Source organism: Epibacterium sp. ABV4_022 (genome assembly GCF_056159345.1).
On the sequence record NZ_JBSWVA010000001.1, the window covers coordinates 2,668,924 to 2,693,689 of the forward strand.

At 64.0% G+C, this 24,766-nt stretch carries 28 protein-coding genes; 12 read left to right on the plus strand and 16 right to left on the minus strand.

Features of this window, described 5'->3' with window-relative positions:
- Positions 1-230: 230 nt before the first annotated feature.
- The 3 genes from phaR to ACXAF5_RS12625 all read right to left on the minus strand — a co-directional run bounded on the left by phaR (position 231) and on the right by ACXAF5_RS12625 (position 3,555).
- Positions 231-782, minus strand: a complete 552-nt coding sequence (phaR, locus tag ACXAF5_RS12615; protein WP_474946843.1) for a polyhydroxyalkanoate synthesis repressor PhaR — start codon at positions 780-782, stop codon at positions 231-233.
- A 321-nt stretch (positions 783-1,103) separates the two neighbouring features.
- Positions 1,104-1,550 (minus strand): phasin family protein, encoded by a 447-nt coding sequence (locus tag ACXAF5_RS12620; RefSeq protein WP_239321291.1) that lies wholly within the window; start codon positions 1,548-1,550, stop codon positions 1,104-1,106.
- A 178-nt stretch (positions 1,551-1,728) separates the two neighbouring features.
- The gene (locus tag ACXAF5_RS12625) at positions 1,729-3,555 is read right to left on the minus strand and encodes a PHA/PHB synthase family protein (protein ID WP_474946844.1); all 1,827 of its coding nucleotides are present in this window, start codon (positions 3,553-3,555) and stop codon (positions 1,729-1,731) included.
- Between the two features lie 148 nt (positions 3,556-3,703).
- On the opposite strand from ACXAF5_RS12625, the gene phaZ reads away from it, so the two are divergent.
- Positions 3,704-4,984, plus strand: a complete 1,281-nt coding sequence (phaZ, locus tag ACXAF5_RS12630; protein ID WP_474946845.1) for a polyhydroxyalkanoate depolymerase — start codon at positions 3,704-3,706, stop codon at positions 4,982-4,984.
- Between the two features lie 2 nt (positions 4,985-4,986).
- Positions 4,987-5,577: a DUF6151 family protein gene (locus ACXAF5_RS12635; protein WP_474946846.1), complete on the plus strand. Its 591-nt coding sequence runs from the start codon at positions 4,987-4,989 to the stop codon at positions 5,575-5,577.
- 43 nt (positions 5,578-5,620) lie between these two features.
- On the opposite strand, the gene ACXAF5_RS12640 is transcribed toward ACXAF5_RS12635, so the two are convergent.
- From ACXAF5_RS12640 to ACXAF5_RS12650, 3 genes are all read right to left on the minus strand, one after another.
- Positions 5,621-6,541: an alpha/beta fold hydrolase gene (locus tag ACXAF5_RS12640; protein ID WP_474946847.1), complete on the minus strand. Its 921-nt coding sequence runs from the start codon at positions 6,539-6,541 to the stop codon at positions 5,621-5,623.
- Between the two features lie 121 nt (positions 6,542-6,662).
- A complete protein-coding gene (locus ACXAF5_RS12645) occupies positions 6,663-7,088 on the minus strand; it encodes a VOC family protein (RefSeq protein WP_239321278.1) in 426 nt (141 codons plus the stop codon).
- An 82-nt stretch (positions 7,089-7,170) separates the two neighbouring features.
- Positions 7,171-7,920: an alpha/beta hydrolase gene (locus ACXAF5_RS12650; protein WP_474946848.1), complete on the minus strand. Its 750-nt coding sequence runs from the start codon at positions 7,918-7,920 to the stop codon at positions 7,171-7,173.
- 247 nt (positions 7,921-8,167) lie between these two features.
- Here ACXAF5_RS12650 and thrS point away from each other — a divergent pair, with 247 nt between their 5' ends.
- The 5 genes from thrS to ACXAF5_RS12675 all read left to right on the plus strand — a co-directional run bounded on the left by thrS (position 8,168) and on the right by ACXAF5_RS12675 (position 12,923).
- Complete coding sequence (gene thrS / locus ACXAF5_RS12655; protein ID WP_474946849.1) at positions 8,168-10,114, plus strand: threonine--tRNA ligase; 1,947 nt, start codon at positions 8,168-8,170, stop codon at positions 10,112-10,114.
- Positions 10,115-10,333: 219 nt separating this feature from the next.
- Positions 10,334-10,639, plus strand: a complete 306-nt coding sequence (locus tag ACXAF5_RS12660; RefSeq protein WP_239321269.1) for a BufA1 family periplasmic bufferin-type metallophore — start codon at positions 10,334-10,336, stop codon at positions 10,637-10,639.
- 93 nt (positions 10,640-10,732) lie between these two features.
- On the plus strand, positions 10,733-11,605 hold the full coding sequence (gene bufB / locus ACXAF5_RS12665) for an MNIO family bufferin maturase (protein WP_474946850.1): 873 nt from the start codon (positions 10,733-10,735) through the stop codon (positions 11,603-11,605).
- Entirely contained in the window at positions 11,605-12,351 is a 747-nt protein-coding gene (locus tag ACXAF5_RS12670; RefSeq protein ID WP_474946851.1) for an HvfC/BufC family peptide modification chaperone, read from the plus strand. Before bufB ends, ACXAF5_RS12670 begins: the two co-directional genes overlap by 1 nt.
- An 8-nt stretch (positions 12,352-12,359) precedes the next feature.
- Positions 12,360-12,923 (plus strand): DoxX family membrane protein, encoded by a 564-nt coding sequence (locus tag ACXAF5_RS12675; protein ID WP_474946852.1) that lies wholly within the window; start codon positions 12,360-12,362, stop codon positions 12,921-12,923.
- 80 nt (positions 12,924-13,003) lie between these two features.
- On the opposite strand, the gene ACXAF5_RS12680 is transcribed toward ACXAF5_RS12675, so the two are convergent.
- Positions 13,004-13,321, minus strand: coding sequence for an ArsC/Spx/MgsR family protein (locus ACXAF5_RS12680; RefSeq protein ID WP_474946853.1), 318 nt, complete (start codon positions 13,319-13,321; stop codon positions 13,004-13,006).
- 222 nt (positions 13,322-13,543) lie between these two features.
- Here ACXAF5_RS12680 and ACXAF5_RS12685 point away from each other — a divergent pair, with 222 nt between their 5' ends.
- On the plus strand, positions 13,544-13,750 hold the full coding sequence (locus tag ACXAF5_RS12685; RefSeq protein ID WP_239321255.1) for a cold-shock protein: 207 nt from the start codon (positions 13,544-13,546) through the stop codon (positions 13,748-13,750).
- A gap of 105 nt (positions 13,751-13,855) precedes the next feature.
- Here the strand turns inward: ACXAF5_RS12685 and ACXAF5_RS12690 are convergent, their stop codons facing one another.
- Positions 13,856-14,338, minus strand: coding sequence for a dihydrofolate reductase (locus ACXAF5_RS12690; protein WP_474946854.1), 483 nt, complete (start codon positions 14,336-14,338; stop codon positions 13,856-13,858).
- Positions 14,339-14,365: 27 nt separating this feature from the next.
- Positions 14,366-15,199, minus strand: coding sequence for a thymidylate synthase (locus tag ACXAF5_RS12695; protein WP_474946855.1), 834 nt, complete (start codon positions 15,197-15,199; stop codon positions 14,366-14,368).
- A 149-nt stretch (positions 15,200-15,348) separates the two neighbouring features.
- Between ACXAF5_RS12695 and ACXAF5_RS12700 the strand changes: the two genes are divergently transcribed.
- Positions 15,349-15,777, plus strand: coding sequence for a VOC family protein (locus ACXAF5_RS12700; RefSeq protein WP_239321247.1), 429 nt, complete (start codon positions 15,349-15,351; stop codon positions 15,775-15,777).
- A 718-nt stretch (positions 15,778-16,495) separates the two neighbouring features.
- Here the strand turns inward: ACXAF5_RS12700 and ACXAF5_RS12705 are convergent.
- From ACXAF5_RS12705 to ACXAF5_RS12715, 3 genes are all read right to left on the minus strand, one after another.
- Positions 16,496-16,993, minus strand: a complete 498-nt coding sequence (locus ACXAF5_RS12705; protein WP_239321245.1) for a MarR family winged helix-turn-helix transcriptional regulator — start codon at positions 16,991-16,993, stop codon at positions 16,496-16,498.
- Between the two features lie 79 nt (positions 16,994-17,072).
- Positions 17,073-17,348 carry a succinate dehydrogenase assembly factor 2 gene (locus tag ACXAF5_RS12710; RefSeq protein ID WP_239321242.1) on the minus strand — a complete coding sequence of 92 codons (276 nt, stop codon included), beginning with the start codon at positions 17,346-17,348 and terminating at the stop codon, positions 17,073-17,075.
- A complete protein-coding gene (locus ACXAF5_RS12715) occupies positions 17,345-17,746 on the minus strand; it encodes a helix-turn-helix domain-containing protein (protein WP_239321240.1) in 402 nt (133 codons plus the stop codon). The genes ACXAF5_RS12710 and ACXAF5_RS12715 overlap by 4 nt, the downstream gene beginning before the upstream one ends.
- An 84-nt stretch (positions 17,747-17,830) precedes the next feature.
- Here ACXAF5_RS12715 and ACXAF5_RS12720 point away from each other — a divergent pair, with 84 nt between their 5' ends.
- The 3 genes from ACXAF5_RS12720 to ACXAF5_RS12730 all read left to right on the plus strand — a co-directional run bounded on the left by ACXAF5_RS12720 (position 17,831) and on the right by ACXAF5_RS12730 (position 20,370).
- Positions 17,831-19,033 (plus strand): pyridoxal phosphate-dependent aminotransferase, encoded by a 1,203-nt coding sequence (locus tag ACXAF5_RS12720; RefSeq protein ID WP_474947831.1) that lies wholly within the window; start codon positions 17,831-17,833, stop codon positions 19,031-19,033.
- A 211-nt stretch (positions 19,034-19,244) separates the two neighbouring features.
- A complete protein-coding gene (locus ACXAF5_RS12725; protein ID WP_474946856.1) occupies positions 19,245-19,646 on the plus strand; it encodes a GFA family protein in 402 nt (133 codons plus the stop codon).
- A 304-nt stretch (positions 19,647-19,950) separates the two neighbouring features.
- Positions 19,951-20,370: a hypothetical protein gene (locus ACXAF5_RS12730; RefSeq protein ID WP_474946857.1), complete on the plus strand. Its 420-nt coding sequence runs from the start codon at positions 19,951-19,953 to the stop codon at positions 20,368-20,370.
- A 128-nt stretch (positions 20,371-20,498) separates the two neighbouring features.
- Here ACXAF5_RS12730 and ACXAF5_RS12735 read toward each other — a convergent pair whose 3' ends face one another.
- The 4 genes from ACXAF5_RS12735 to ACXAF5_RS12750 form a co-directional block, all read right to left on the minus strand.
- Complete coding sequence (locus tag ACXAF5_RS12735; RefSeq protein ID WP_474946858.1) at positions 20,499-21,956, minus strand: MATE family efflux transporter; 1,458 nt, start codon at positions 21,954-21,956, stop codon at positions 20,499-20,501.
- 414 nt (positions 21,957-22,370) lie between these two features.
- Positions 22,371-23,408 carry a nickel/cobalt transporter gene (locus tag ACXAF5_RS12740; RefSeq protein WP_474946859.1) on the minus strand — a complete coding sequence of 346 codons (1,038 nt, stop codon included), beginning with the start codon at positions 23,406-23,408 and terminating at the stop codon, positions 22,371-22,373.
- A gap of 1 nt (position 23,409) precedes the next feature.
- Positions 23,410-24,048, minus strand: a complete 639-nt coding sequence (locus ACXAF5_RS12745) for a DUF1007 family protein (RefSeq protein WP_474946860.1) — start codon at positions 24,046-24,048, stop codon at positions 23,410-23,412.
- Between the two features lie 94 nt (positions 24,049-24,142).
- Positions 24,143-24,751: a peroxidase-related enzyme gene (locus tag ACXAF5_RS12750; RefSeq protein ID WP_239321227.1), complete on the minus strand. Its 609-nt coding sequence runs from the start codon at positions 24,749-24,751 to the stop codon at positions 24,143-24,145.
- Positions 24,752-24,766 lie beyond the last annotated feature (15 nt).

Sequence of the window (24,766 nt, forward strand, 5' to 3'; positions counted from 1 at the left end):
CCCCGCCGCGCGTCAGCGCGGCGCTCGGCCCAACTGGCGGCGCCACATCTTGATGTGGCGCCGCTGGGCGGGAGCGCTCCCGCGCAGCTGCCGGGCATCAAAGATGCCCGGCAGCCCCTTGGGCCGGGCAGCGCGCCTGCGGCGCGCTGCCCTCCTCCCAGATTTCACCGAGCCACTAAAAAAGCCCCGGATGATCCGGGGCCTTATGATCGCAGGTCGCAGTCTATCGCTTAGCTGAGTTTGGAAAGCTTTTCCTGCAACTCCGCCAATTGGCGTTTGATGGCGTCTAGATCTTCTTCGCCCTGGGCGCCGCTGCCCTCTTCGCCGCCGCCGGTCCAGCCGCCGCCAAAGCCGCCGGTCATCGCCTTCAGAAACGCTTCTTGCTGGGCCTTCATCGCCTCGAACCCGGGGATCTGCGCCATCGGGTTCATGGCGTTCATGTTCTCCATCATCTTCGACTGGCTGTCGCGCAGCATGTCGAACGAGGCCTGCAGGAACTGCGGCATCACCCCGCCACCGGGCACCATATAGCTGCGCACCAGATCGTTCAGCACATTGACCGGCAGCACGTTTTCGCCCCGGCTCTCGTGTTCCGCAATGATCTGCAACAGGTATTGGCGGGTCAAGTCATCGCCGGTCTTCAGGTCGAGGATCTGCACCTCGCGCCCGTCGCGGATAAAGCCCGCGATATCTTCCAGCGTCACATAATCGCTGGTCTCGGTGTTGTAGAGCCTGCGGCTGGCATAGCGTTTGATGAGCAGAGGCTTATCCTGTTCCGCCATTCTCTTCTCCCCGGGAAATCTGCGCGTTGCAGAAAATCCTAGGCGAGCCGCTGACAAAAAGAAAGTGCTGAAAGCAAAAGGAGATGCCGCAGGGCGCGCGCGGCAGGGCCGATGCGGCTTCTGCAGATGCAAAGATGCGCCGCCGCGGCACCCGCCAGCCCCCTCCGTTCCGCTCCTGCCGAGGCCCTGGGCCCACAAGCAGACCCGACGCACAGGCGGAGCCCGTCACACAAAAGGGCAGGCGCGCGGCCTGCCCTTTTCTTCGGGGTCCCGTTGGTTGGGAGGAGAGCTGAACAGGCCCCCGGACGTCCCGTGCGGCGCTTACTTGGCAGCAGCGGCTTTCTTGGCAGCGGTGGAGACCTCTTCGGTGGCCTTCTTCACGGCTGCGCTTGCTTCTTCGGACATGTCCTTGCCAGCCGCCATCAGCAGCTCGACGGTGTCCATCTGAACCTTTTTCGCCACTTCGGCAAAGGCCGCCATGTTCTCGGCTGCAACCTCGGCAGAAGCGGACGCGAAATCGGTCGCCGCTTTTGCGTAGTCGGCAGGCTCTGCCTTCGCCTTGGAGATTTCACCCATCTTGGTCAGGGTGTCCTTGGTCCACTTGGAGGAGATCTCGGCGTTCTTTTCAGCCGCGTCCAGCGCCACGGAGGACAGCTTTTCGTTCAGCGCGGCGGTGTTCTTGAAGAAATCTTCCATCGCGGAGGTGTCAACCGGGAAGGACGCCATCATGTCTTTCATCATCGCGGAAAAATCTTGGGTCTTGGCCATGGTACTCATTCCTTAGATTACGTGTCCCCGGCCACGGGGCCGGTGGGGTTCCGAGCGGGCCACTCCCGCCGTTGCCAACAATATGCATGCCGCAGTGCAGCATTTCAAGTGAAATTTGCTGCGTTGCAGAAATTTTATCTTTCGTTCACGGAACGCCCTGCCCCGCCGCGACACGACGTCAGAGCTTCGCCTTGGCGCGCACGTATTGACCGGGGGCGGCCTCCAGCGCGGGATAGCCCGCCTCGCTGCCGGGGGTGCGCGCGGGCACCTGCTTGCCGGAGCGTTTCTTCAACCAGCCTTCCCAGCGGGGCCACCAGGAGCCCTCGGTAAAGGTCGCCCCCGCCCGCCAGGCCTCCGCGTCGCCCTTGAGGTCGCTGTTGACGTAATGCCCGTATTTGTTGCGGTTGACCGGGTTGACGATGCCGGCGATGTGGCCGGACTGGCTGACGATGAAGCTCTTGGAGCGCGACCCCATCTGCTGCACGCCGCGATAGCATTGCTTCCAGGCGGCGATGTGATCGGTCTCGCAGGTGATCGCCATCAGCGGCACATCCACGTCGCGCACATGCAGCGTGTGCCCCAGCAGCTCGAACCCCTCGCCGACAAAGCGATTGTCCTGACACAGGCCGCGCAGATACTGGATCGCCATCTTGCCCGGCAGGTTGGCGCCATCGCCGTTCCAGTAGAGCAGGTCAAACGCGGGCGGGGTCTCGCCCATCATGTAGCTGCGGATCGCCGGACCGTAGACCAGGTCATTGGCCCGCAGATAGGAAAAGGTGCGCGCCATGATGTAATGCGGCATGACCCCATCGGTGCCGACCTCTTCCTCGATCGCGTCGACAAAGTCATTTTGCAGGAAGGGCGTGAAATCCCCCTGATCGGAGAAATCCGTCAACGCGGTGAAGAAGGTCGCCGACTTGACCGATTTGTCGCCGCGCTGCTTCATCAGCGACAGCGTCAGGCTCAGCGTGGTGCCCGCAATGCAATAGCCCACCGCATTGACCTGCTTCACCCCGCAGATGTCCTTGACCACCTCGATGGCCTTCAGAAAGCCCTCTTCGACATAGTCTTCCATCCCCACATCGGCATAGTCATGGGTCGGGTTGACCCAGGACACCACAAACAGGCTGTAGCCCTGGTCGGTGATCCATTTGATCAGGCTGTTCTTTTCCTTCAGGTCGAGGATGTAGAACTTGTTGATCCAGGGCGGGAACAGGACGATCGGGGTCTCGTGCACGGTCTCGGTGGTGGGCCGGTACTGGATCAGCTCCATCATCCGGTTGCGGAACACCACGTCGCCCGGCGTGGTGGCAATGTTGCGGCCGATCTCAAAGGCGCTTTCATCCGCCAGCCGCACGATCAATTCGCCATCGTTGGCCTCCAGATCCGCCACCAGGTTCTCCAGCCCGTCGATCAGCGACTGCCCGTCGGTCTCCAGCGCCTTTTCCAGCGCATCCGGATTGGTGGCGAGGAAATTGGTCGGCGCCATCATGTTGATGATCTGATCGGCGAAATAGCTCAGCCGCCGCCGGTCCACCGCATCCAGATCCTCGACCTCCTCCACCGCAGTGCGGATGGCTTCGGCATTGGTCAGATACTGGTCGCGGACATATTTGAAATAGGGGTTGGTCTCCCACATCGGATTGCCAAATCGGCGATCCGCAGGGCGTTCCTGCGCCTCCTCCTCGGAGGGCGTCGCCTCGGCGCTCAGGGCCTGCGCCATCATCTGCTGCGCCTCGGCGAAATTCATCACCGATTTGCCCCAGTATTGCACCTGCTGCTCCAGCAATCTGGACGGGTTCTGCGCCATCGCCGCCCAATAGGACGATGCTGCACGCGCAAAGAGCTCTTGATTCGGAGCGTCCAATCCGGGGTTGTGGGTCTTCTTCTGCGCCAGCACCTCCACCAGGCGCTTGGACAGCTGCTCCACGCGCTCCAGATTTTCCTTAAGCCGGTCAATCTGTTCCGCGGAGGTTGCTTCAATAGCCTTGTCGGTTGTTGTCATCTTAAGGAAACCCTCTTAATCTTTCTGCTGTGCAGAATACTTGCCCTGCCATTCTACGGCAAAGCGACCAAAGGTCCGAATCCGCCGGGATGATCCGGCGAAATCGGGCTCAAACCGCGGCACGAAAAGCACCGCCAAGGAGACGCGCATGCGCTACATGATGTCCTACGATCTGATGGAGACGGTTCGCAACGCGAACCAGTGGTTCGGCGCGACGGCGCTGTCCATGGCCTCCTACCCCGCCTTCGCCGCCCTGCCCAATCCCATGCTGAGCTGGATGGCGGCCTGGGGCCAGGTCACCGAACGCAGCTTTGAACGCATGGTGGCCAAACCCGACTGGGGCATTCACGCCACCACCCTGGCCGATGGCAAGGACCATCTGGTCGAGGTCGACACCGTGGTCGAGAAACCCTTTGGCGACCTGATCCATTTCCGCGTCACCGACCGCGACGAACAGCCCCGCAAGGTTCTGGTTGTTGCGCCGATGTCCGGCCATTACGCCACCCTCCTGCGTTCCACCGTCAAGAGCCTGATCGAGAACTGCGAAGTCTATGTAACAGACTGGCACAATGCCCGCGACATTCCGGTCTCTGCCGGTAAATTCGATGTCGAGGATTATACCCTCTACCTCGTTGATTTCATGCGCGAGCTTGGCCCCGACACCCATGTGGTCGCGGTCTGCCAGCCGGCGCCGCTGACACTGGCGGCCACCGCCTATCTGGCCGAGATCGACCCCAAGGCGCAGCCCTCCTCGCTGACGCTGATCGGCGGTCCGGTGGATCCGGATGCGACGCCCACCGATGTCACCGACTTTGGCCACCGCGTCACCATGGGCCAGCTGGAGCAGACCATGATCCAGCGCGTCGGCTTCAAATACAAGGGCGTCGGCCGCGCGGTCTATCCGGGCCTGTTGCAGCTGGCGTCCTTCATGTCGATGAACATGGACCGCCACTCCAAGGCGTTTTCCGAGCAGATCCTGCGCGTCAGCCGGGGCGAGGCCACCGACCACGACGCCCACAACCGCTTTTACGATGAATATCTCGCGGTCATGGACATGCCCGCCGAATTCTATCTCTCCACCGTGGAGCGGGTCTTCAAGAACCGGGAAATCGCCAAGAACGCCTTTACCGTCGAGGGCCACAAGATCGACATCGGCAAGATCACCGATGTCGCGGTCAAGACCGTCGAAGGGGCCAAGGATGACATTTCCGCGCCCGGTCAATGCATTGCCGCGCTTGATCTCTGCACCGGCCTGCCCGATTCGAAAAAAGCCAGCCATGTGGAACCCGGCGCCGGGCACTACGGCATTTTTGCTGGCCGGTCCTGGCGCAACAACATCCGGCCGCTGGTGATCGACTTCATGGATGCCAACAGCCGCAAACCCGCGCGCAAGACGACCGCAAAATCCGCCCAGGCGGCCGCGGAGTAGGCATGCAACAGTCCGGCGCCGACGCGCTCCCCTTCGCCTGTTCCTGTGGCAGCCTCAGCGGGCACGTCACCGGAGCGGCGGTCAAACAGGGCTGCCGTATCCTGTGCCACTGTGCGGATTGCCGCGCGGTGGAACTCTACCACGGCTGCCCCGATCCCAAGGGCACCGGCGTCGATCTGCTGCAACTCGCGCCGGATATGGTCAGGATCGATCAGGGTGCGGAGCATCTGCGCCTGCTGCAATTGTCGCCCCGCGGGCTCTTTCGTTGGTATGCGGGCTGTTGCGGCACGCCGCTGTTCAACGGCCTGCGCAAGCCAAAGCTGCCCTTCATCGCCGTGCGCAGCGCGCTGTTCTCGGACCCGGATCGTCTGGGCAAAGTGGTGGCGCAGGCCTTTGTGCCGCAGCCCGGCAAACCACCGCGTCACGAGGGCGCGGGACGTATGACAATGAAACTCGCCAGCCGGATGATCTCCGCCTGGGTCTCCGGGCGCTGGCGGCAGACACCGTTATTCGATCACGACAGCGGCGCGCCTGTCGTCCAGCCGCAGGTGCTGTCAAAGGCGGAGCGTCAGGATCTGACCACACGCCCCTGACGCGCGGCCAGCCCCGGACGGGGCCGATCCCTAAAGCGCGCGATCAGGCGCTGGCGCGATAGTCCGGCGTCAAATGCAGGATCTCTTCGGACATCGGCTCTGCATCTGAACCCCGATCCCCTACGGTCGGCGCATTCCGGTCCGGCGCGGTCGCCAGCGCGGTCGGGCGCCGTCGCGAACGCCGACTGACCCAGACCGGCTCCGGCACGGGATCAAGGAGGTCTTCAGACACGGGGTGCTGCGCATGGTCGCCCACGATCCAGTTGTGCAGGATCGCCGACACCCGGTCCGGCTGCTCCATCAACGGCAGATGGCCCGCGTCCTCGATCATTTCGATGCGGGCGTTTCTCATCAGTTCGGCTGTAAACAACTGCCGCTTCACCGGAATGATCTGGTCATGCACACCGCAGACCACCAGTCCCGGCTGCTCCGCCCGCATCAATGTGGCCTGCTGGTCGGCGCGGCGCTGCAACATCCGGCTTTGCGACACAAAAACATCCGGGCCCAGATCCTCTGCCATATCGGCAAGCTGTCCCATCACCTGATGCCGCAACGGCCCCGGCGCCAATGCCGCGGCCGGTATCACCTCCTCCATCACACCGCGCAGCCGCCCGGCGCGGGCGCGGATGATCCAGGGTTCACGCTCCGCCGCCTTGGCCGGGGTTTCCGGCAGCGGCGTCGACCCGATCAACCCGATCCCGGCGATACGCTCGGGCGCGGTTTCCAGCATCGCCATCGCGATGGACCCGCCAAGCCCGGCCCCGATCACCGTGAATTTTTCCGGCATATGCACCAGCAGCGAGGCGGCCACATCCTCGACCCGGTCGGCATTGAGAACCGGCGCAACCGTCACCGGCACATGGCGGGACAGTAATCGGATCTGGGGTTCCCAGACCCGTCCGTCACTCATGAATCCCGGCACAACCACCAAAGGATGCGCCAACAACTGCGCTGGTTCATTCATATATATCTGCCCGTATTTCATGCGCCTATCTGTGACGCTTGGGTTCACTACACGTCCCAAAGTGCAGGGCAGCAAGGACTTTTTTACTTTGCCTAAAATTGGTTAAGGATGTGTGACTTCCTCAATACCCGCTCCAACGAAAGGCGCCATTCTCGGCCAGCGGCGCATAGGGGTTGTGCGCAATCTCCCAGATATGCCCGTCCGGCGCCCGGAAATATCCGATGGTGCCGCCCCAGAACACCGGCCCGGCCTCCCGCAGAACTTCCGCACCGGCGGCCCGGGCCCGCTCCATCAGCGGCGCCACCTCGTCCGCCGCCCGCACGTTATGGCTCAGCGTCATTGCTCCGGTCCCAAGCGCGTCGACGGGCAGGTTCATATCCTCCGCCAGTTTCTCCAGCGGATAAAGGCCGATGGTCTGGGAAATCAGATCAAACGCAATGATGCCTTCTTCGCTTTCAACACGCGTCCAGCCCAGGCTTTCGTAAAATCGCGCCGACGCCTGCACATCCGGCACACCCAGCGTAATCAGACTGACTCGTTGCTCCATCTTTCAATCCTCTCAAATACAAAAGACGCGCCTCGAACGGCGCGCCCTCTCCTTACCCTGAATTGGAACATAATGCGAACATTTATTCCATATCGCCGCAGACCTCCGCAACTGCCGCTGCGATCAGCTCCAGACAGGCGGGGTCGGAAAACCGGTGGTCGGCATCCTTGACCAGTGTCAGCCGCATATCCGCACAGCTTGCGTGATCCAGCAGCCGCAGCGCCGTCTCGGTCGACACAGCCGAGTCGTCGGTGCCTTGCAGGCAGCGCACCGGGAACGGCAGATCCAGATCGCTGCGCAGCACCAGATTCTGGCGCCCGTTTTCCACCATCCGCCGGGTCACCACATAGGGCTCCATATAGTCGCTGGGCAACTCCACCCGGCCCCGGGTGTCCAGTTCCGCCTTCTGCGCATCGGTGAAATTGGCCCAATAGCCATCCTCGGTGAAATCGGGGGCGGCGGCGATGGTCACCATCCCCCTGATCCGTGCCGCCCGCGCCTTGGCCAGCAACAGCGCCTGCCAGCCCCCCATGGAGGACCCCACCGGCACGATCTCACCCTCGGTCAAGGCATCCACCGCCGCCAGCGTGTCTTCGTGCCAATCACCGATGCAGCCCTCCTCGAACTGGCCGGAGCTTTCGCCATGTCCGGAGTAATCAAACCGCAGGAACGCCTGCCCGCGCGCCTTGGCCCAGTCCTCCAGGAACAGCGCCTTGGTGCCCTCCATGTCGGATTTCAATCCGCCCAGAAACACCATGCAGGGCCCCTGCCCCTCTGTCTTGTGATACGCAATGCGTCGTCCTTCAGCGGTATCCAGATACTGCGGCGCCATCGGCTGTCTCCCAAATTCCTTTACGCCTTCTCCCATGCCACGGGTTATCGGATTCGCCAAATCCGCCCCGTTCATCTTTTCCAAAATACCTCGGGGAGCACGAGGGGCAGCGCCCCTCGCCCACAGCCCCCGCCTTTTTGCAGTCCCGACCTTGACCTCATCGCCCCCCTCGGCCAAACAGCTCTCACACATATAACCCGCAACCGGGCGTTCAGTGGGCGCCAAACCGACGAGGAGAGCCAAGATAATGGCCCAAGTCTCCCTTACATTCCCCGATGGCAACGCACGGTCCTATGACGCAGGCATCACCCCTGCTGAAGTCGCCGCCGACATCTCCACCTCGCTGGCGAAAAAAGCCATCTCCGCCACCGTGGACGGTCAGCACTGGGACCTGCAATGGCCCGTGACCAAGGATGCCGCCATCGCCATCCACACCATGAAGGACGAGGCGCAGGCCAATGAGCTGATCCGCCACGACCTCGCCCATATCATGGCGCGCGCCGTGCAGGAGATCTGGCCCGACACCAAGGTCACCATCGGCCCGGTCATTGAGAACGGCTGGTACTACGATTTCGACCGCGCCGAACCGTTCACGCCCGAAGATCTCGGCACCATCGAAAAGAAGATGAAAGAGATCATCAACAAACGCGAGCCGGTGACCACAGAGGTATGGGACCGCGCACGTGCGGTGCAATATTACACCGACAACAACGAGCCCTATAAGGTCGAACTGATCGACGCCATTCCCGGCGACGAGCCCTTGCGCATGTATTGGCACGGCGACTGGCAGGATCTCTGCCGGGGGCCGCACCTGCAGCACACCGGCCAGGTGCCCGGCGACGCGTTCAAACTGATGTCCATTGCGGGTGCTTATTGGCGCGGCGACAGTGATCGCGCCATGCTGCAACGCATCTACGGTGTCGCCTTCACCGGCAAGGAAAAGCTCAAGGCGCATCTGACCATGCTGGAAGAGGCCGCCAAGCGCGACCACCGCAAGCTGGGCCGCGAGATGAACCTGTTCCACATGCAGGAAGAAGCCCCCGGTCAGGTGTTCTGGCACCCCAACGGTTGGCGGGTCTACACCACCTTGCAGGACTATATGCGTCGCCAGCAGGACAAGGGCGGCTATGTGGAGGTCAACACCCCGCAGGTGGTGGACCGCAAACTCTGGGAGGCCTCGGGTCACTGGGACAAATACCAGGAGAACATGTTCATCGTTGAGGTCGACGAAGAGCACGCCCGCGAAAAGGCCGTGAACGCGCTCAAACCGATGAACTGCCCCTGCCACGTGCAGGTGTTCAACCAGGGTCTCAAATCCTATCGCGACCTGCCGCTGCGCATGGCGGAATTCGGCTCCTGCGCCCGCTATGAGCCGTCGGGGGCATTGCATGGCATCATGCGCGTGCGCGGGTTCACCCAGGACGATGGTCACATCTTCTGCACCGAAGACCAGATCGAGTCGGAAACCGCTCGGTTCATCGAGTTCCTGTCCAGGATCTATGCCGATCTCGGCTTCCACGACTGGACGATCAAACTCTCCACGCGGCCGGAAAAACGCATCGGCAGCGACGAAAGCTGGGATTTTGTGGAAAAGGCCCTGGGCGATGCCTGCAAGGCCGCGGGCTATGACTACGAACTCCTCGAAGGCGAAGGCGCATTCTACGGCCCCAAGCTGGAATTCACCCTGACCGACGCGATCGGGCGGAACTGGCAATGCGGCACCCTTCAGGTGGACCCGAACCTGCCGGAACGGCTGGATGCAACCTATATCGGACAGGACGGTGCCAAGCACCGCCCCTTCATGCTGCACCGCGCCACCCTGGGCAGTTTCGAGCGGTTCATCGGCATCCTGATCGAGGAACACGCCGGCAAGCTGCCGTTCTGGCTGGCGCCGCGTCAGGTGGTGGTGGCCTCCATCACCTCCGAGGCCGATGACTATGTGAACGAGGTGGTCGAAACCCTGCGCGCCGCCGGTGTGCGGGCCGAGGCCGACATCCGCAACGAGAAGATCAACTACAAGGTCCGCGAACATTCCGTGGGCAAGGTGCCGGTCATTCTCGCCGTCGGCCACCGCGAGGTCGAGGAGCGCACGGTTTCGGTACGCCGGCTCGGCGAAAAGCAGACCAAGGTGGAAAGCCTGGCAAATGTTACAGCGGAGCTGGCGACCGCCGCGACCCCGCCGGACCTACTGTAACATTTCCCCGCAGTCCTGAAACGAACGGCCCCCGATCGGGGGCCGTTTTGTTACAAAAGGCCAAAATACCGTAAAGACAGCGACTTGCTGGCAACGCTTTGCTGACATTGACTGACGCAGGCGTGAGGCACGCCCTCGTGAGTTTATTTTCGCCATCCTCCCCGGTTAGGGTGTTCGTGTCATCAAAGACGACGCTCATCACTTCAGGAGGACACGCGTATGTCGACCACCAAGAACACCCTCGCCGTTGCTGGCGCAGTTGCCGCAGCACTGACCGCCCTCTCCACCTCCCAGGCCGCCGCACAGGCCAAGGAGAAATGCTATGGCGTCTCGCTCGCCGGGCAGAATGACTGCGCCGCAGGCCCCGGCACCACCTGTGCCGGCACCTCCACCGTGGATTATCAGGGCAATGCCTGGACCCTGGTGGACAAGGGCACCTGCACCGAAATGGACCTGCCCGCAATGGCGGATGGCTCCGAACGTCAGGGCTCGCTGGAGCCGCTGGAGCGCGACCTGCCGGCCTAAGCACCGGCCTCCGACATCATGGACGGGCGCATCGGCGATGTTGCGCCTGTCCCGGCCCGACAGGATTCCAGACCGACCAGAGAAAGCTCTGCCATGTTTGACCGCCCTGACCGCTCTCCCCGTTCGAACCGCCTGCCCGACGCAGCCGGTGTCGGCTACAAACCACAGCATTTCCAGGCCATCCTGGACGCGCCGGGGACGGTCGAATGGCTGGAAATCCACGCCGAGAACTACATGGGCGACGGCGGCCGACCGCTGGCGCAGCTGCGCCACCTGTCGCAACGCTTCCCGATTTCCGTCCATGGCGTCGGCCTCTCCATCGGCGGCGAGACCCCGCTTGATCCCGCGCATCTGGCGCGGCTCAAGCATCTTGTCGACTGGCTGAACCCGGCCAGTTTTTCCGAACATCTCGCCTGGTCCACCCACGACAGCCATTTCTACAACGACCTGCTGCCACTGCCCTATACCGACGACACGCTCGCCCGGGTCTGCGCACATATCGACCAGGTGCAGGACACCCTGGGCCGCCAGATGCTGCTGGAGAACCCCTCCAGCTACCTCGCCTTTGCCGAAAGCACCTGGGCGGAACCCGCCTTCCTGCACGAGATCGCCCGGCGCACCGGCTGCGGCTTGCTGCTGGATGTGAACAACGTCTTTGTCTCCGCCACCAACCTCGGCTACCGCCCGCAGGACTACATCGATTCCTACCCGCTTGATCTGGTGGGAGAAATCCATCTGGGCGGCCATGACGAGGACGCCGATGACCACGGCCGCCCGCTGTTAATCGACAGCCACGGCGCCGAGGTGGTCGATCCGGTCTGGGCGCTGCTGGACTATACGCTGGCCCGCTCCGGCCCGCGCCCCACCCTAGTGGAATGGGACACCGACGTCCCCGACTGGGTTGTTCTGGAGGCCGAGGCCGCCCGCGCCGCCACCGCCTTGAACGCCGTGAAGGTCGCCGCGTGATGTCACGGGCGGAGCAGTTCACCCGCGCCATCCTCGATGCGCGCCTGCCGGTGCCAGTCGGTCTTCTGGATGGGGCGCAGCAGCCCGCCGGGCGGCGCTTCAGCGTCTATCGCAACAATGTGGCCGTCTCCCTGACGGAAGCGCTGCACCAGGGATTTCCCGTCATTGCCAAGCTGCTCGGCCAGGAGAACATGGACGGTCTCGCCGCGCTCTATCTGCGCGCGCATCCGCCGACATCACCGCTGATGATGCACTATGGCGACAGCTTTCCCGACTTTCTGGAAGGTCTCGAACAGCTCTCTCACCTCGGCTATCTCGGCGATGTGGCGCGGCTGGAGCTGGCCCTGCGCCGCAGCTACCACGCCGCCGACGCAACACCGCTTGACGCGCAGCACCTCGGCACACTGCCGCCTGACATGCTGCTGTCCAGCCGTCTCGGCTTTGCCCCTGCGATGACGGTCGTGCGCTCTGCCTGGCCGATCCACGCGATCTGGGCCTACAACACCCGCGCGGACGCGCCCAAACCGCAGCCGGGTGCGCAGGATGTGCTGATCACCCGCCCCGAATTCGACCCCCTCCCGCAGCCCCTGCCCCCCGGCGGAGCCGCGTGGATTGCCCTCCTTCAGGCAGGCGAGACCCTCGGCACCGCGACCGAGGCCGTCACAAGTGATTTTCCCGATTTCGACCTCAGCGCCCCGCTGGCGCTTCTGATCGAGGGCTTGGCCCTCACCGACCTCTCGCAATAGGACTTCTCATGAACGCCCTGATTTCTCTGCATAACGCCGTCTTCGACCTGATCGAGCGCGCGGGCGACTGGCTGATGCCGCTGCTTGCCCGCTTCACCTTTGCCGCGGTCCTGCTGATCTACTACTGGAATTCCGGCCTGACCAAGCTGGGCGATGGCATTCTGGGGCTGTTTTCCCCATCCATCGGCGCCTACAGCCAGATTTTCCCCAAACAGCTGGAGGCCGCGGGCTATGACGTCTCGCAACTCGGGCTGTTTCACTGGCTGGTGGTGATGGCGGGAACCTACGCTGAATTCCTGCTGCCGCTGCTGATCGTGCTGGGCCTCGCCACCCGACTGGCCGCCCTGGGCATGATCGGCTTTGTGGTGGTGCAATCGCTGACCGATGTCTATGGCCACGGCGCCACCGATGCCAAGACGTTAGGCGCCTGGTTCGACCGCGCGTCCGACAGCGTCATCATGGATCAGCGGCTGCTGTGGGTCTTTGTCCTGTTGGTCCTGGTGGTCAAGGGCGCGGGCGCCCTGTCGCTGGATGCGCTGTTGCGCCGCCGGCAGGCAGATGTCGCCCCCTGACCGACCACCGAACCCCATACAGGAAGGCGCGCGCGGATCTCCCTGCGCGCGCCGTTTTTTGTGCCATCGGGGGCGCGTGTTCAGGCCACCCCAAGCGCCGTTTTTACATCGGCCGTCCAGCCAAGATAGAGGCTGTCGCCCTGCTCGATCAGCGGCCGTTTCATCAGACTCGGATGCTCCGCCAGCAGCGCCAACGGCGGTTTTGCCCGGTCCTCTTCGCTCAGATTTCGCCACGTGGTTGAACGTGTATTGAGCAACTTATCCGGGAATTGAGCAAATGCCCGCTCAATAATCGCTTGTGGAACGCCGCTGGCACGGACGTCGACAAACTCCGCATCCGGCAGTGATTTCATCGCCTTACGGCACGTATCGCAGGTCTTCAGACCATAGAGCTTCATTCCCGTTCTCCGCTCGATAGGAAAGTTTCACACAATTTACGGTAGAGTCTCACCGATTTCCTTTGATTTTTCAAAACCGCGTGCCACACTGAATATGGCCCCTGTTAACCAAGGGTCATGGTCTCCGCAGCCCGGGCACCGCCCATCGGGTCCGGTGCCTGTGGACGAAAGGTACTTTGAGCATGCTCAAAGTGAAGTGCAAGTGAGAAGGAGACACGGGACATGCCAAGTGGCACCGTGAAATGGTTCAACACCACCAAGGGCTATGGTTTTATTGAACCCGATGAGGGCGGCAAGGACGTGTTCGTCCATATTTCCGCCGTCGAACGCTCGGGCCTGACAGGCCTGGCTGACAATCAGAAAGTGGGATATGAGCTGACCGAGGGCCGCGACGGCCGTCAAATGGCCGGCGACATTCGCCCGCTCTAACGCCCTCCCCCCAAAACATCTCTGCGCCCGATCCGCGGCTTCGGGGCTTGGGCGCAGTTTCGGGATGTCCTTTCAAACGCGCGAACCGCCGGGCCCGCGCCCCGTTCAACTCGTGACCCGCAGGTATTCCCGCAGCACGCAGGCCGGCGCGTCCTCGCGCAGCGGCAGGCTGGCCGCCTCCCGCCAATGCGCCTGATCGAAGTCCGGGAAGAAGGCATCCGCCTCTTCGATGTCCAGATCGACCTCGGTGATCATCAGCCGGTCTGCCATGGCCAGCATGCCGCGATAGATCCCGGAGCCGCCGATACCATAGATCCGCGCATAGCCCGCACCGCGCGCCAGCGCCACCGCCTCCGCAATCGACGGCACCACCGTCTCCGCCACCGTGGGGTCGGAGGACACCACGATATTGAACCGGTTCTTCAACGGTTTGACCGGCAGGCTGTCCCAGGTGTTGCGCCCCATGATGATGGCGCCGCCCAGGGTCTCTCGCTGAAACGCCTTCAGATCCTCCGGCGCGTGCCAGGGAATATCGTTGTCCTTGCCGATGGCCCCGTTGCGGGCGCGGGCGACGATGAGTGTAATCATGACATGCCTGTGAGTTGGCCGATGCGGTCAGACCGCGACCGGCGCCTTGATGGTGGGATCGGGCGCATAGCCGATGATCTCGAAATCCTCGTATTTGAAATCGAAGATCGAGGAGACCTCCCGCGTGATGCGCAGCTGCGGCAAGGCCTTGGGGCGGCGCGACAGTTGCAGCGCCACCTGATCCATGTGGTTGGAATAGATATGGGCATCGCCCATCGTGTGCACAAAGGTGCCGACCTCATAGCCGGTCACATGTGCCAGCATCTGCAACAGCAGCGCATAGGAGGCGATGTTGAACGGCACGCCCAGGAACATATCGGCCGAGCGCTGATAGAGTTGCAGATGCAGCTTGCCCCCCAACACGCGCACCTGCCACAGGGTATGACAGGGCGGCAGCGCCATATCGGGCACATCACCCGGGTTCCAGGCGGTCACGATCAGGCGGCGGCTGTCGGGGCTGGTGCGGATCATCTCCACCAGATCGGCGATCTGGTCCACGGTGCCCGCCCGATAAAGCGGCTCATCGCCCAGCGTGCCGTCCGCCAGCTCCAGCCGGGGAAACTTGCGCCACTGATGCCCGTAGACCGGCCCCAGATCGCCGTGTTCATCCGCCCATTCATCCCAGATCGAAACACCGTTGTCTTTCAGATAGGTGATATTGGTGTCCCCGGACAGGAACCACAGCAGTTCGTGGATGATGGAGCGCAGGTGCAGCTTTTTCGTGGTGACCAGCGGAAACCCTTCGGCCAGATCATAGCGCTGCTGCATGCCGAAACAGGACAGGGTGCCGGTGCCGGTGCGATCCGTCGTCTCCACCCCGTGGTCAAGGATATGCTGCAAGGCGTCGTGATACTGCTGCATGGCGCGGGCCTCCTGTTTGCCCTCCGGTGATAGCCTGCCGCAAAAAGAGATCCAAGCAGTTTACCCGCGCGCCCTCGACATTCGCGTCGCAGCGCTTAGGTTGAGCGGCAACGCCGGAGTGCTCCGGCACAGGACAGAAGGACATCCCCATGCCGCTCAAGTATCTGCACACCATGGTCCGCGTGAAGGACCTGGAGAAATCCATGGCGTTCTATGCGCTTCTGGGGCTCAAGGAGACCCGCCGCCACGACAGCGAAGGCGGGCGGTTCTCGCTGATCTTCATGGCGCCTCCCGGTCAGGAAGAGGCCCCGATCGAACTGACCTGGAACTGGGATGGCGACGACGCATTGCCCTCCGACAGCCGTCACTTCGGCCACCTCGCCTATGAGGTCGATAACATCTACGAGATGTGCCAGCATCTGATGGACAATGGCGTCACCATCAATCGCCCGCCGCGCGACGGGCGCATGGCGTTTGTGCGCTCTCCGGACAATATCTCCATCGAGTTGCTCCAGGCGGGTGAGGCGCTGGCCCCCGCCGAGCCCTGGGCCAGCATGGAAAACACCGGCCACTGGTAAGCCATCGACGATTGCGCGCGTGCAACCGCTCCCGACGCTCGGGGGCGGTTTTTTCGTTACTGCTCCGCTGCACGCCAAAGGGACCGCATCACAGGCTGCTCATCACAGGCCACTCATCACAGGCTGCTCACCACAGGCCGCTCATCACGGGTTGCCCAACGCAGGCCGCTCATCACGGGTTGCCCAACGCAGAGTGCCAAACCCAAGGCGCCCGGCGCAGGACGGGCCTGCACCGGGGGAGCCTGAAAGGCCATACCACATCTGCGCCCACCGCCCTGCGGTGGCGCCCGCCGACGGAGCCTACGCGCATCCGGGCTCCGGGGGCTTGCCCCCATTCCCGGACACATCCGCACAGGTATCGGTCCCGACGCGATGCGGGACGATCAATCCGCGACAGCAGCCCCCTGGCGGCAACGTCTGCTCGGGTGGCCCAAAGGTCACCGTCGCAGCGATCCCGACCTCATGGGATGCAACGTGATACGTGTCTAATCTAACAGAGTGCCGAGTTCTCCGGCATCGGCAGTGCCTCGGTTGCTTCTGCAACCGCCCCCGTCTCGTCCTTCTCACCGCTGGCTGCGGCTGGCTGGACAGGGTTGACAGTCTTGCGAGGTCGTCCGGTCTAGATGGCTATCTCCGGCGGTGCCGGCTGTGGCGATAGGGGGCGACGATGCATATCCTGTCTTGTGCTTCCCGGACCTCATAGCCCGAAAAACGGCGCTTAATAGATGTAGCGAATCTGGTCAGACCAGTACCGCTCCATGCGTTTGAGGGAGCCGGTGATGTCCTCGATCCCCTCGGCGCTGATCACGCCTTTGGTCTCCAGGCCCTCCGCATGGCGAGAGAACAGCGACGCAACGATGTCGCGGATTTCCCGGCCGCGGGGTGTCAGGCGCACACGAACCGACCGGCGGTCGATCTCGCAGCGCTGATGGTGCATATAGCCCATCTCCACCAGCTTCTTCAGGTTGTAGCTGACATTGCTGCCCTGATAGTAGCCACGGGTTTTCAACTCGCCCGCGGTCACTTCATTGTCGCCAATGTTGAACAGCAACAGAGCCTGCACCGCGTTGATGTCAAGGACACCCACGCGTTCAAACTCATCCTTGATCACGTCAAGCAACAGGCGGTGAAGTCTCTCCACCAGCGCCAGTGCGTCAAGGTAACCAGTCATGAACCCTTTGCGGTCCAGCTGGTTGATCGGTCGTTCCATACTCATTCAGCATCTCCGAATCGAAATTGCTTCATGACAAATGTGACCGGTATTTCCTGAAAATGCGTTAAACCGGATTTCTCTTTTATTTTTGGTATGTTCGAGAGATCTCGTCGACCAGCGCGTGAAATTGATCCGGCGCCGGGGCCTGACCGGTTACCCATTGGTAAAGATCCTGGTCATTTTCCCGCAGGAGCAGGTCATAGAGATCCAGTTTCTCGTCGCTCATCGCGGCCAGATTCGCCGCCGCATAGCCCGACAGCAGGATGTCCATTTCCTTGATCCCTCGGCGCATGGAGCGCATGGAGAGCCGCTTGATGCGGATCTCCCTGTTTTCCGGGCCGGCGTCGGCCTCGATCATTGCGCCGGCTCCTGCGCGGCCGCCAGACGCCGCAGGGTCTTTTCCAGACGCCCGGCGCGTTCGGCCTGCATCCGCAGATCCTCGCGCAGGCTGCGCAATTCGCGCGCGATCGCCGCCATGTCCTCGCCCAGCGTGTCCTCTGTCGGCACCGACAGATCGTCGCCCTCGCCGGTCAGCAGCCAGCTCATGGAGACATTCAAAAGCCCCGAGAGCATCGACAGCTTGTTTGCGCGCGGCTCCGACAGGTCCTGCTCCCAGCCCACCAGGGTGGTTTTCTTCACGCCCATGCGGCGCGCGAGCTGGCCCTGGGACATGCCCGCGCTTTCCCGCGCCGCCGCCACGCGGTCGCCGAATGTTGCTGCATCGGGGCCGTACCAATCCGTCGTGGTGTCGGTCATGTGGTCTCTCCTTCGTGGATGACTTGATTGCCGTTTGAGCACACCCTAAGAGGTTTGCACATGACATTCAAACCGAGGTCCGACATGTCCTTTCTTTCTGCGACACTTTCCCGCGTCAAACCTTCGCCGACCATCGCGGTCACCAACAAGGCGCGCGAGTTGAAAGCCGCGGGGCGCGACGTGATCGGCTTGGGCGCGGGCGAGCCCGACTTCGACACGCCGCAGAACATCAAGGACGCCGCCGTGCGCGCCATCGCCGAGGGCAAGACCAAATACACCGCCGTCGACGGCATCCCCGAGCTGAAGCAGGCGATCTGCGATAAATTCAAGCGCGACAACGGCTTAGACTACACGCCGGCGCAGGTCACGGTGAACTCCGGTGGCAAGCAGACGCTCTACAATGCGCTGATGGCGACGCTGAACCCAGGCGACGAGGTCATCATCCCGGCACCCTATTGGGTCAGCTATCCCGACATGGTGCTGCTGGCCGGTGGCACCCCGGTGGCGGTGGAGGCGAGCCTGGAGACCAGCTTCAAGCTGACGCCGGATCAGCTGGAGGCTGCGATCACGCCAAAGACCAAATGGTTCATCTTCAACTCGCCCTCCAACCCCACCGGCGCGGGCTATTCGCGCAGCGAACTCAAGGCGCTGACCGATGTGCTGCTGCGCCACCCGCATGTCTGGGTGATGACCGACGACATGTACGAACATCTCGCCTATGATGATTTCGAATTCTGCACCCCGGCGCAGGTGGAACCCGCCCTTTATGACCGCACGCTGACCTGCAATGGCGTCTCCAAGGCCTATGCAATGACCGGCTGGCGCATCGGCTATGCCGCCGGCCCCGAGCCGCTGATCGCCGCCATGCGCAAGGTGCAGTCGCAATCGACCTCGAACCCCTGTTCGGTCAGCCAATATGCCGCGCTTGAGGCGCTGACCGGCCCGCAGGAGTTCCTCGCCGCCAACAACGAGATCTTTGTGCGCCGCCGCAACCTGGTGGTGTCGATGCTGTCCGAGATCGAGGGGCTGACCTGCCCGGTGCCGGAGGGGGCCTTCTACGTCTACCCGTCGATCGCCGGGCTGATCGGCAAGACCACCCCCGCTGGCACCAGGATCACCGATGACGAGGGTTTTGCCACCGCGCTTCTGGAAGAGGCGGATGTGGCGGTGGTCTTTGGCGCGGCCTTTGGCCTGTCACCGAACTTCCGCGTCAGCTACGCCACCTCGGACGCGGCCCTCAAGGAAGCCTGCAGCCGCATCCAGCGCTTCTGCGCCGCGCTGCGCTGACCCTCCTGGCTCCGGGGCGCCTGTCACACTTGGCGCAGCGCCCCGGTCAGGACCCGAAGACCATGGTCGAGCGCCCGCGCAGGCGGGCGATTAGAGATGGGCGGCGAGGGTCGGGCGCGCTGGCTACTGCCGCTGGGCTGGGCTGATCGACGCCAGGGGAGGACCAACCGGACCTGGACAGACCAGCTCCGCCGCCAAAAGGAGACCTGCCATGACCGTCAGAACCGGCGGCTGCCTGTGCGGGCGCGTGCGTTTCACCGTGACCGGCGTGCCAGATCGTGTCGGCCTGTGCCACTGCCTCGACTGCCGCAAACACCACGGCGCGCCCTTCTATGCGGCCGCTGTCTTTGCACCCGAACAGGTGACTGTGACCGGCGATGTGCGGTGCTACCAGGGGCGCTGCTTCTGCCCGACCTGCGGGTCTTCGGTCTATGCCACCAGCGGGGGAGAGGTTGAAATCCACCTTGGCGCGCTGGATGACGCCGACGCCTTCCAACCCACCTATGAGCTGTGGACCCGGCGTCGCGAAACATGGCTACGCCCCCTGCCCGGGGCGCGCCAATACGCTGGCAATCGCTGCGAGCCGGACGAAGATGGTCAGGACGACGCGTGACGGGAGGCTGATCGGCAGGAGCGACCTGCCCCGTCTCGAACACATCTTGCGGTCTCAAAGGGACGTCCCCCCTCTCTGAACCGTTCAGAGGTGTTGCGCTGCGCGTTGCGCATCGCGGCGCGGCCGCCGCCGGGCCCAACCAGGCCAAGGACACGTGCCGACAGGCAGGGGTCCTGCATGGGCGGGAGCGCCCCCGCCCGTCTGTGCGGCGACTCTGGCGCATCCTCCCGTTGTGGGAAGGGCTTGCTCTGGTGATCCAGACTGCTACCCTGCGCCAAACACCGGATCTCGCTCAGGAAACCAGATGACCACCACCCTGCCCGACTACTATTTCCGCATCCGAGAAAACGGCGCGCAGGTGTTTCGCGTCGACGCAGCGAGCCGCAACCGCCGCATCGAGATGGATCAGATCGCGGTGGTGAACCTGCGCAAGCGGGACATCAAACCGCACGGCGACAGGGTGCTGAGCGCCGAGGATCGCAGCGCTATCGAGGCCTGGATACAGGACCGCAGCGCGCTCCTGGCCACGCGTGAGGTGGATGACATCCTGCGCACGGTGGACCACCTGAACCTCACCGCCCAATGGGCGCAATCGCGCGCCTCGGAGGCCCAGCTCGATCAGGTCACCGATGCCCTGCTGCTGGCCATGCACGACCTGCGCAATGTGCTAGTGCGCAAAAAGGCCGACCGGCTCGGTCAGGACAGCCAGGACACATCGGCATAGCGCCGCGATGCCCCCAACGCGCTGCACAAGACCGCACAGCCAGCTCCGCCACGACACGATGCAATGCCCCGGTGGCGGGGCCAGCCGTCGGCACCGCCCGCCGTCGTGCCTGCGATACCTTCCGCGCCTCAGGCCGGACCCGCCATCGCATCCGTCGGCGGCACATCGCCGGGGGGCGGCGTGTCGATCCGTTTCAGCGCATGCAGCCAGAACCGCACCAGCAGCAGCACACCTGCCGTACTCAGGCCCAGGATCAGCCCGATCCAGACGCCGACGCCGCCCATCTCGGCCCGGAAGCCCAGGATATAGGAGGTCGGCACCCCGACCGCCCAATAGCTGAGCGCCGCCATCACCATCGGCACGCCGGTGTCCAACAGCCCCCGCAGCAGCCCCAGCGCGATCGCCTGCATGCCGTCCATCAGCTGGAACAGCCCCGCCATCGCCAGCAGCGAAATGCCGATCGCCAGGATCTCGGGTCTCTGCGGATCGTCGGGGTCGAGGAACAGCAGGATCAGCGGCTCCGGCGCCAGGAAGAACACCAGCGCCGTGGCCACCGCGATCAGCAGCGAGGCCAGCGTGACCACCACCGCGCCGCGCACCATATGCGCCTTGTCACCGCGCCCCAGTGCATTGCCCACCCGGATGGTGGCAGCGTTGGACAGGCCCAGATGCGCCATGAAGGTCAGCCCCGCCACCGACACCGCAATCCCATGCGCGGCCAGGGGCACCGTGCCCAGCCAGCCCATCATCAGGGCGGAGGCGGAGAACAGGCTGACCTCGCACAGGGTGGTCAGACCGATCGGCAGGCCATGGCGCACGATCTCGCGCATCATTTCCCAGTCCGGGCGCTGCAGGTTGCGCAGCAGGTCATGCTCCGGCAGGCGCCACAGCGCATAGGCCACCACCGCCAGCAAGGACACCGTCTGCGTCGCCAGAGAGGCCAGCGCCGCGCCCTGCAACCCCAGTTCCGGAAACCCGAAATGGCCAAAGATCAGCACGTAGTTCACCATCGCGTTGACCACCGCCGCCAGCACCGTGATCCACAGCACCGCCTGGGTGCGCTCCAACCCGGCGAGGTAGGACTTCAGCACCATCACCAGCAGCGCCGGAAAGATGCCCCAGCCCGCGATCCGCAGATACGTACCGGCATCCGCAGCGACCTGCGGTTCCTGACCGGCCGCCAGCAGGATCGCCTCGGAATACCACATCAAGGGCATCGACAGCGCGCCATAGACCACCGACAGCCACAGCCCCATGCGGGTGGCGCGGCGGATGCGGCGGTGATCGTCGGTCGCCGCCGCCGAGGCCACCATCGGCATCACCGCAAAGGCAAACCCGGCCCCGAGAATGAACCACACAAAAAAGAAGCTCTGCGCCAGTGTCACCGCCGCCAGCTCGGCAACACCGTACCAGCCCAGCATCACCGTATCCGTGAGGCCGATGGCAAATTGCGCCAGATGCCCGCCGATCAGCGGCAGGCCGAGGATCGACAGCGCGCGGACATGGCCGCCATAACTGATCTGAACCGGCGACGTCGGCGCGGTCAGAGACCCTTGGGGCGGGGGAGCGGATGTATTGCTTGCCATGTGCACGGCCTCCTTCTGACACTGGCATTAGGCCGGGTCCGCGGTGGCGGCAAGACGGCGTCGCGTACCGATACAATTGCACAACAATGAGGCACCGAAAAGACGCGAAACCCCGCCTATAGCGTCTTCTCGCGCAGTGCGGGGGCGCGGGTGAGGCAATCCAGGCCGCCCTCCAACGGTGCGATCTCGCGCCGCCGGAGGGCACGCGCGCAAGGTCGGCATCACCGGTGTGGGCAGGGTTTGTGGGCAGGGTTTCGGAACCGGGGCGCAGAATGTCTCCGCCCGCCACAACACATGAAAAGGGGATTGCGGCAGCCCTCACCAACCCGCACCGGACCGCGCAGGTCAGGCTGCAGCGTTTCCGCAAGCAGCGCGATCATGCAGAGGGGGCACGGGCGCGCGGGGGCGCAGCCCTCAGAGGCTGCGCAGCAGCAGTTGCAGGCACAGGGCCGTCACCAGCAGACCGGCGCAGACCTCAAGCGCCGCCGCCAGCCGGATGCTCCCGGACCCGCCCTGCCCCAGCACCCGCGCCAGCAGGCCACCGCGCACCCCGGCGGCCAGCAGCGCCACGCTCAGCGTCACGCTGGCAGTGCCCAACCCCATGGCAAAGGTTCCCGCGACCCCGGCCGCCAGCACGTCCAGCCGCCAGGTCAGCAGCAACAGGAACACCGCGCCGGTACAGGGCCGCGCCGCGATGCTGAGGACAATCGCCACTGCCTCGCGCCAGGAGGTCAGCCGCGCCGCTTCCTCCAGCGTCGGGCCGTGGCGATGGCCGCAGCTTGCACAGACCTCTCCCGGCCCGTGGTCATGGCTGTGGTCGTGGCCATGATCGTGACTGGGATCGTGAGTTTGGTCATGACCGTGATCGTGGCCGTGATGATGACCATGGTGATGGTGCGTATCGCCCTGCGGATCACCCCCGACAGCCGGGGCGGCTTCGGAGCGCAAACGCAGCGCCCGGCGCAACCCGCGCAGCATCAGATAGAGGCCCAGCACCGCCATCAGCCCATAGGACACCGGCGCCAGCATATCTTCGGCGGTGGCGGTCAGACGTTCGCGACCCCAGTCGAACAGCCAGACGCCGCTCAGCACCAGCAACACCGCGCTGGCGGCCTGCGCCAGCGACGAGGCCACCGCCAGCCCCGACAGCCGCCACAGGGTCACCGCACGGCCTAATCCGTAGCCACCGATCACCAGCTTGCCATGGCCCGGTCCGGCGGCGTGAAAGAACCCATAGGCAAAGCAGACCCCCATCAGGCTCCACCAGGCGCCGGGCGCGCCGGCCTTCAGCGCCCGCAGCCCCTGCGCCATGGCGTTCTGCGCCTCGCGCTGCGCCTCGGCGGCGGCCCGCAGCACCGGATCTGCACCGCCAAAGCCCCAGAGCCAGAGCGCCAGCCCCAGCACCGCAAGCAGGGTCACCGCCCCCAGCGCGGTCAGGATCGGTCGTGCCATCTCAGCCCTCGCAGGCCAGCGACACGGTGGCGGCAAAGGCCGCGCCCACCTCCGGATAGGCCTCCTCGGCCTGGTCCGTCGGCATCGCATAGAGCATTTCTTCGACCATCGTATAGGCCTGATCCAGATTGGGGGGCGTGATCGACGCGGTACAGGGGCCGGTGACCTCGACCCCGCGGCTCAGGTCATAGGCGGTGTAATAGGTCGGATCATAGGGTTTGACCGTGACCCCCGCCGCCTGCACCGGCCTTGTTTCGGCCAGCACGCGCCGGTGGCGGGTGGTGATGATCCCCTGCTCGACCTCCGTGCTCAGGTGTTCGGGCGCGCCCAGCGCCAGCGCCTCTCCGCCCGCCGACAGGTACAGGTCGCCCTTGAACCCCGGCGACCAGTTGAGGTCGAACCCCCGCAGCTGCTCCAGCTCCGCCGCGGTCAGCCGGCCGTCAAAATCACTGTCGAGCCGCAGATCCTCGAAGATCAGCAGCGAGTAGAAATCGTCATAGGCCCAGGTGACCTCCACCGCCGTCAACTCCCCGTCCGGGGTGACCTCCAGCGTCAGCCCCGTGTCCACAAAGATATGCGGATGGGCGCGCAGCGGCGCCGGGACAAGCATCAGCAGGCAGAGGGAGAGCGGTCGTATCATGTTATAACATCTATGCGTTGTCTCCGCCCGGCTCAAGCGGCGCGAGGCCGGGGCGCGACCGCATGGGCCGGTTTTTGCCCGCGCGGCGGCCATCTCAGCGATGCCCCCAGTCCTGCGGGTCCTCGCTGTTGCCCGGGCTGAGGCCCAGCACATCGCCTTCGGTCGAGCAGCCCAGCCCCAGCACCGTGCGGTTGGCATAGGCGAAATAGGCCACGACCTGGTTGATCTCCAGGATCTCGCCATCGCTCAGCCCGGCGTCCTTCAGCGCCCAGACGTCGTTGATCTCCATCGCGGCGGGGCGTTCGGTCAGCTTGCGGGCATAGACCATCGCCGCCCGTTCGGCCTCGCGCACCGGCAGCGCCTCCACGTCGCGCGCCTCGATCGCCGCCCGGATCGCCGCGGCGCGGTCGTCATCCTGCATCAGCCGCGTCAGCCCGGCAAAGTGATGCTCGACGCAATAGGCGCAACCGTTCAGCGCCGAGACCCAGACCCCCAGCATTTCCAGCACCCATTTGGGCAGCGTGTTGCCGGTGTGATGCAGCACATTCTTGTAGAGCGCCATATGCCCTTCCATCGAATGGGGCCGCAACCCATGCACCATCATGATGTTGTCGACGTTCCCCTCTGGCCCGGCCACCCGGTCATAGAGCTTGCGCAACTTGCCGGTTGCCTCTTCAAAGGGAACGGTTTCAATCCACGGCATCGGCACCTCCAAACA

What these genes read in the sequence shown, in the direction of transcription:
- ACXAF5_RS12720 (WP_474947831.1), top strand. Translation starts at nt 17,831, where the DNA reads ATGTCCTTTCTTTCTGCGACACTTTCCCGCGTCAAACCTTCGCCGACC.
- ACXAF5_RS12695 (WP_474946855.1), bottom strand. Translation starts at nt 15,199, where the DNA reads ATGCAGCAGTATCACGACGCCTTGCAGCATATCCTTGACCACGGGGTG.
- bufB (WP_474946850.1), top strand. Translation starts at nt 10,733, where the DNA reads ATGTTTGACCGCCCTGACCGCTCTCCCCGTTCGAACCGCCTGCCCGAC.
- ACXAF5_RS12735 (WP_474946858.1), bottom strand. Translation starts at nt 21,956, where the DNA reads ATGGCAAGCAATACATCCGCTCCCCCGCCCCAAGGGTCTCTGACCGCG.
- ACXAF5_RS12690 (WP_474946854.1), bottom strand. Translation starts at nt 14,338, where the DNA reads ATGATTACACTCATCGTCGCCCGCGCCCGCAACGGGGCCATCGGCAAG.
- ACXAF5_RS12710 (WP_239321242.1), bottom strand. Translation starts at nt 17,348, where the DNA reads ATGATCGAGGCCGACGCCGGCCCGGAAAACAGGGAGATCCGCATCAAG.
- phaZ (WP_474946845.1), top strand. Translation starts at nt 3,704, where the DNA reads ATGCGCTACATGATGTCCTACGATCTGATGGAGACGGTTCGCAACGCG.
- ACXAF5_RS12750 (WP_239321227.1), bottom strand. Translation starts at nt 24,751, where the DNA reads ATGCCGTGGATTGAAACCGTTCCCTTTGAAGAGGCAACCGGCAAGTTG.
- ACXAF5_RS12740 (WP_474946859.1), bottom strand. Translation starts at nt 23,408, where the DNA reads ATGGCACGACCGATCCTGACCGCGCTGGGGGCGGTGACCCTGCTTGCG.
- ACXAF5_RS12745 (WP_474946860.1), bottom strand. Translation starts at nt 24,048, where the DNA reads ATGATACGACCGCTCTCCCTCTGCCTGCTGATGCTTGTCCCGGCGCCG.
- ACXAF5_RS12700 (WP_239321247.1), top strand. Translation starts at nt 15,349, where the DNA reads ATGCCGCTCAAGTATCTGCACACCATGGTCCGCGTGAAGGACCTGGAG.
- ACXAF5_RS12725 (WP_474946856.1), top strand. Translation starts at nt 19,245, where the DNA reads ATGACCGTCAGAACCGGCGGCTGCCTGTGCGGGCGCGTGCGTTTCACC.
- thrS (WP_474946849.1), top strand. Translation starts at nt 8,168, where the DNA reads ATGGCCCAAGTCTCCCTTACATTCCCCGATGGCAACGCACGGTCCTAT.
- ACXAF5_RS12640 (WP_474946847.1), bottom strand. Translation starts at nt 6,541, where the DNA reads ATGAATGAACCAGCGCAGTTGTTGGCGCATCCTTTGGTGGTTGTGCCG.
- ACXAF5_RS12705 (WP_239321245.1), bottom strand. Translation starts at nt 16,993, where the DNA reads ATGAGTATGGAACGACCGATCAACCAGCTGGACCGCAAAGGGTTCATG.
- ACXAF5_RS12680 (WP_474946853.1), bottom strand. Translation starts at nt 13,321, where the DNA reads ATGAAGCTCTATGGTCTGAAGACCTGCGATACGTGCCGTAAGGCGATG.
- ACXAF5_RS12620 (WP_239321291.1), bottom strand. Translation starts at nt 1,550, where the DNA reads ATGGCCAAGACCCAAGATTTTTCCGCGATGATGAAAGACATGATGGCG.
- ACXAF5_RS12650 (WP_474946848.1), bottom strand. Translation starts at nt 7,920, where the DNA reads ATGGCGCCGCAGTATCTGGATACCGCTGAAGGACGACGCATTGCGTAT.
- ACXAF5_RS12715 (WP_239321240.1), bottom strand. Translation starts at nt 17,746, where the DNA reads ATGACCGACACCACGACGGATTGGTACGGCCCCGATGCAGCAACATTC.
- ACXAF5_RS12645 (WP_239321278.1), bottom strand. Translation starts at nt 7,088, where the DNA reads ATGGAGCAACGAGTCAGTCTGATTACGCTGGGTGTGCCGGATGTGCAG.
- ACXAF5_RS12625 (WP_474946844.1), bottom strand. Translation starts at nt 3,555, where the DNA reads ATGACAACAACCGACAAGGCTATTGAAGCAACCTCCGCGGAACAGATT.
- ACXAF5_RS12685 (WP_239321255.1), top strand. Translation starts at nt 13,544, where the DNA reads ATGCCAAGTGGCACCGTGAAATGGTTCAACACCACCAAGGGCTATGGT.
- phaR (WP_474946843.1), bottom strand. Translation starts at nt 782, where the DNA reads ATGGCGGAACAGGATAAGCCTCTGCTCATCAAACGCTATGCCAGCCGC.
- ACXAF5_RS12670 (WP_474946851.1), top strand. Translation starts at nt 11,605, where the DNA reads ATGTCACGGGCGGAGCAGTTCACCCGCGCCATCCTCGATGCGCGCCTG.
- ACXAF5_RS12660 (WP_239321269.1), top strand. Translation starts at nt 10,334, where the DNA reads ATGTCGACCACCAAGAACACCCTCGCCGTTGCTGGCGCAGTTGCCGCA.
- ACXAF5_RS12730 (WP_474946857.1), top strand. Translation starts at nt 19,951, where the DNA reads ATGACCACCACCCTGCCCGACTACTATTTCCGCATCCGAGAAAACGGC.
- ACXAF5_RS12675 (WP_474946852.1), top strand. Translation starts at nt 12,360, where the DNA reads ATGAACGCCCTGATTTCTCTGCATAACGCCGTCTTCGACCTGATCGAG.
- ACXAF5_RS12635 (WP_474946846.1), top strand. Translation starts at nt 4,987, where the DNA reads ATGCAACAGTCCGGCGCCGACGCGCTCCCCTTCGCCTGTTCCTGTGGC.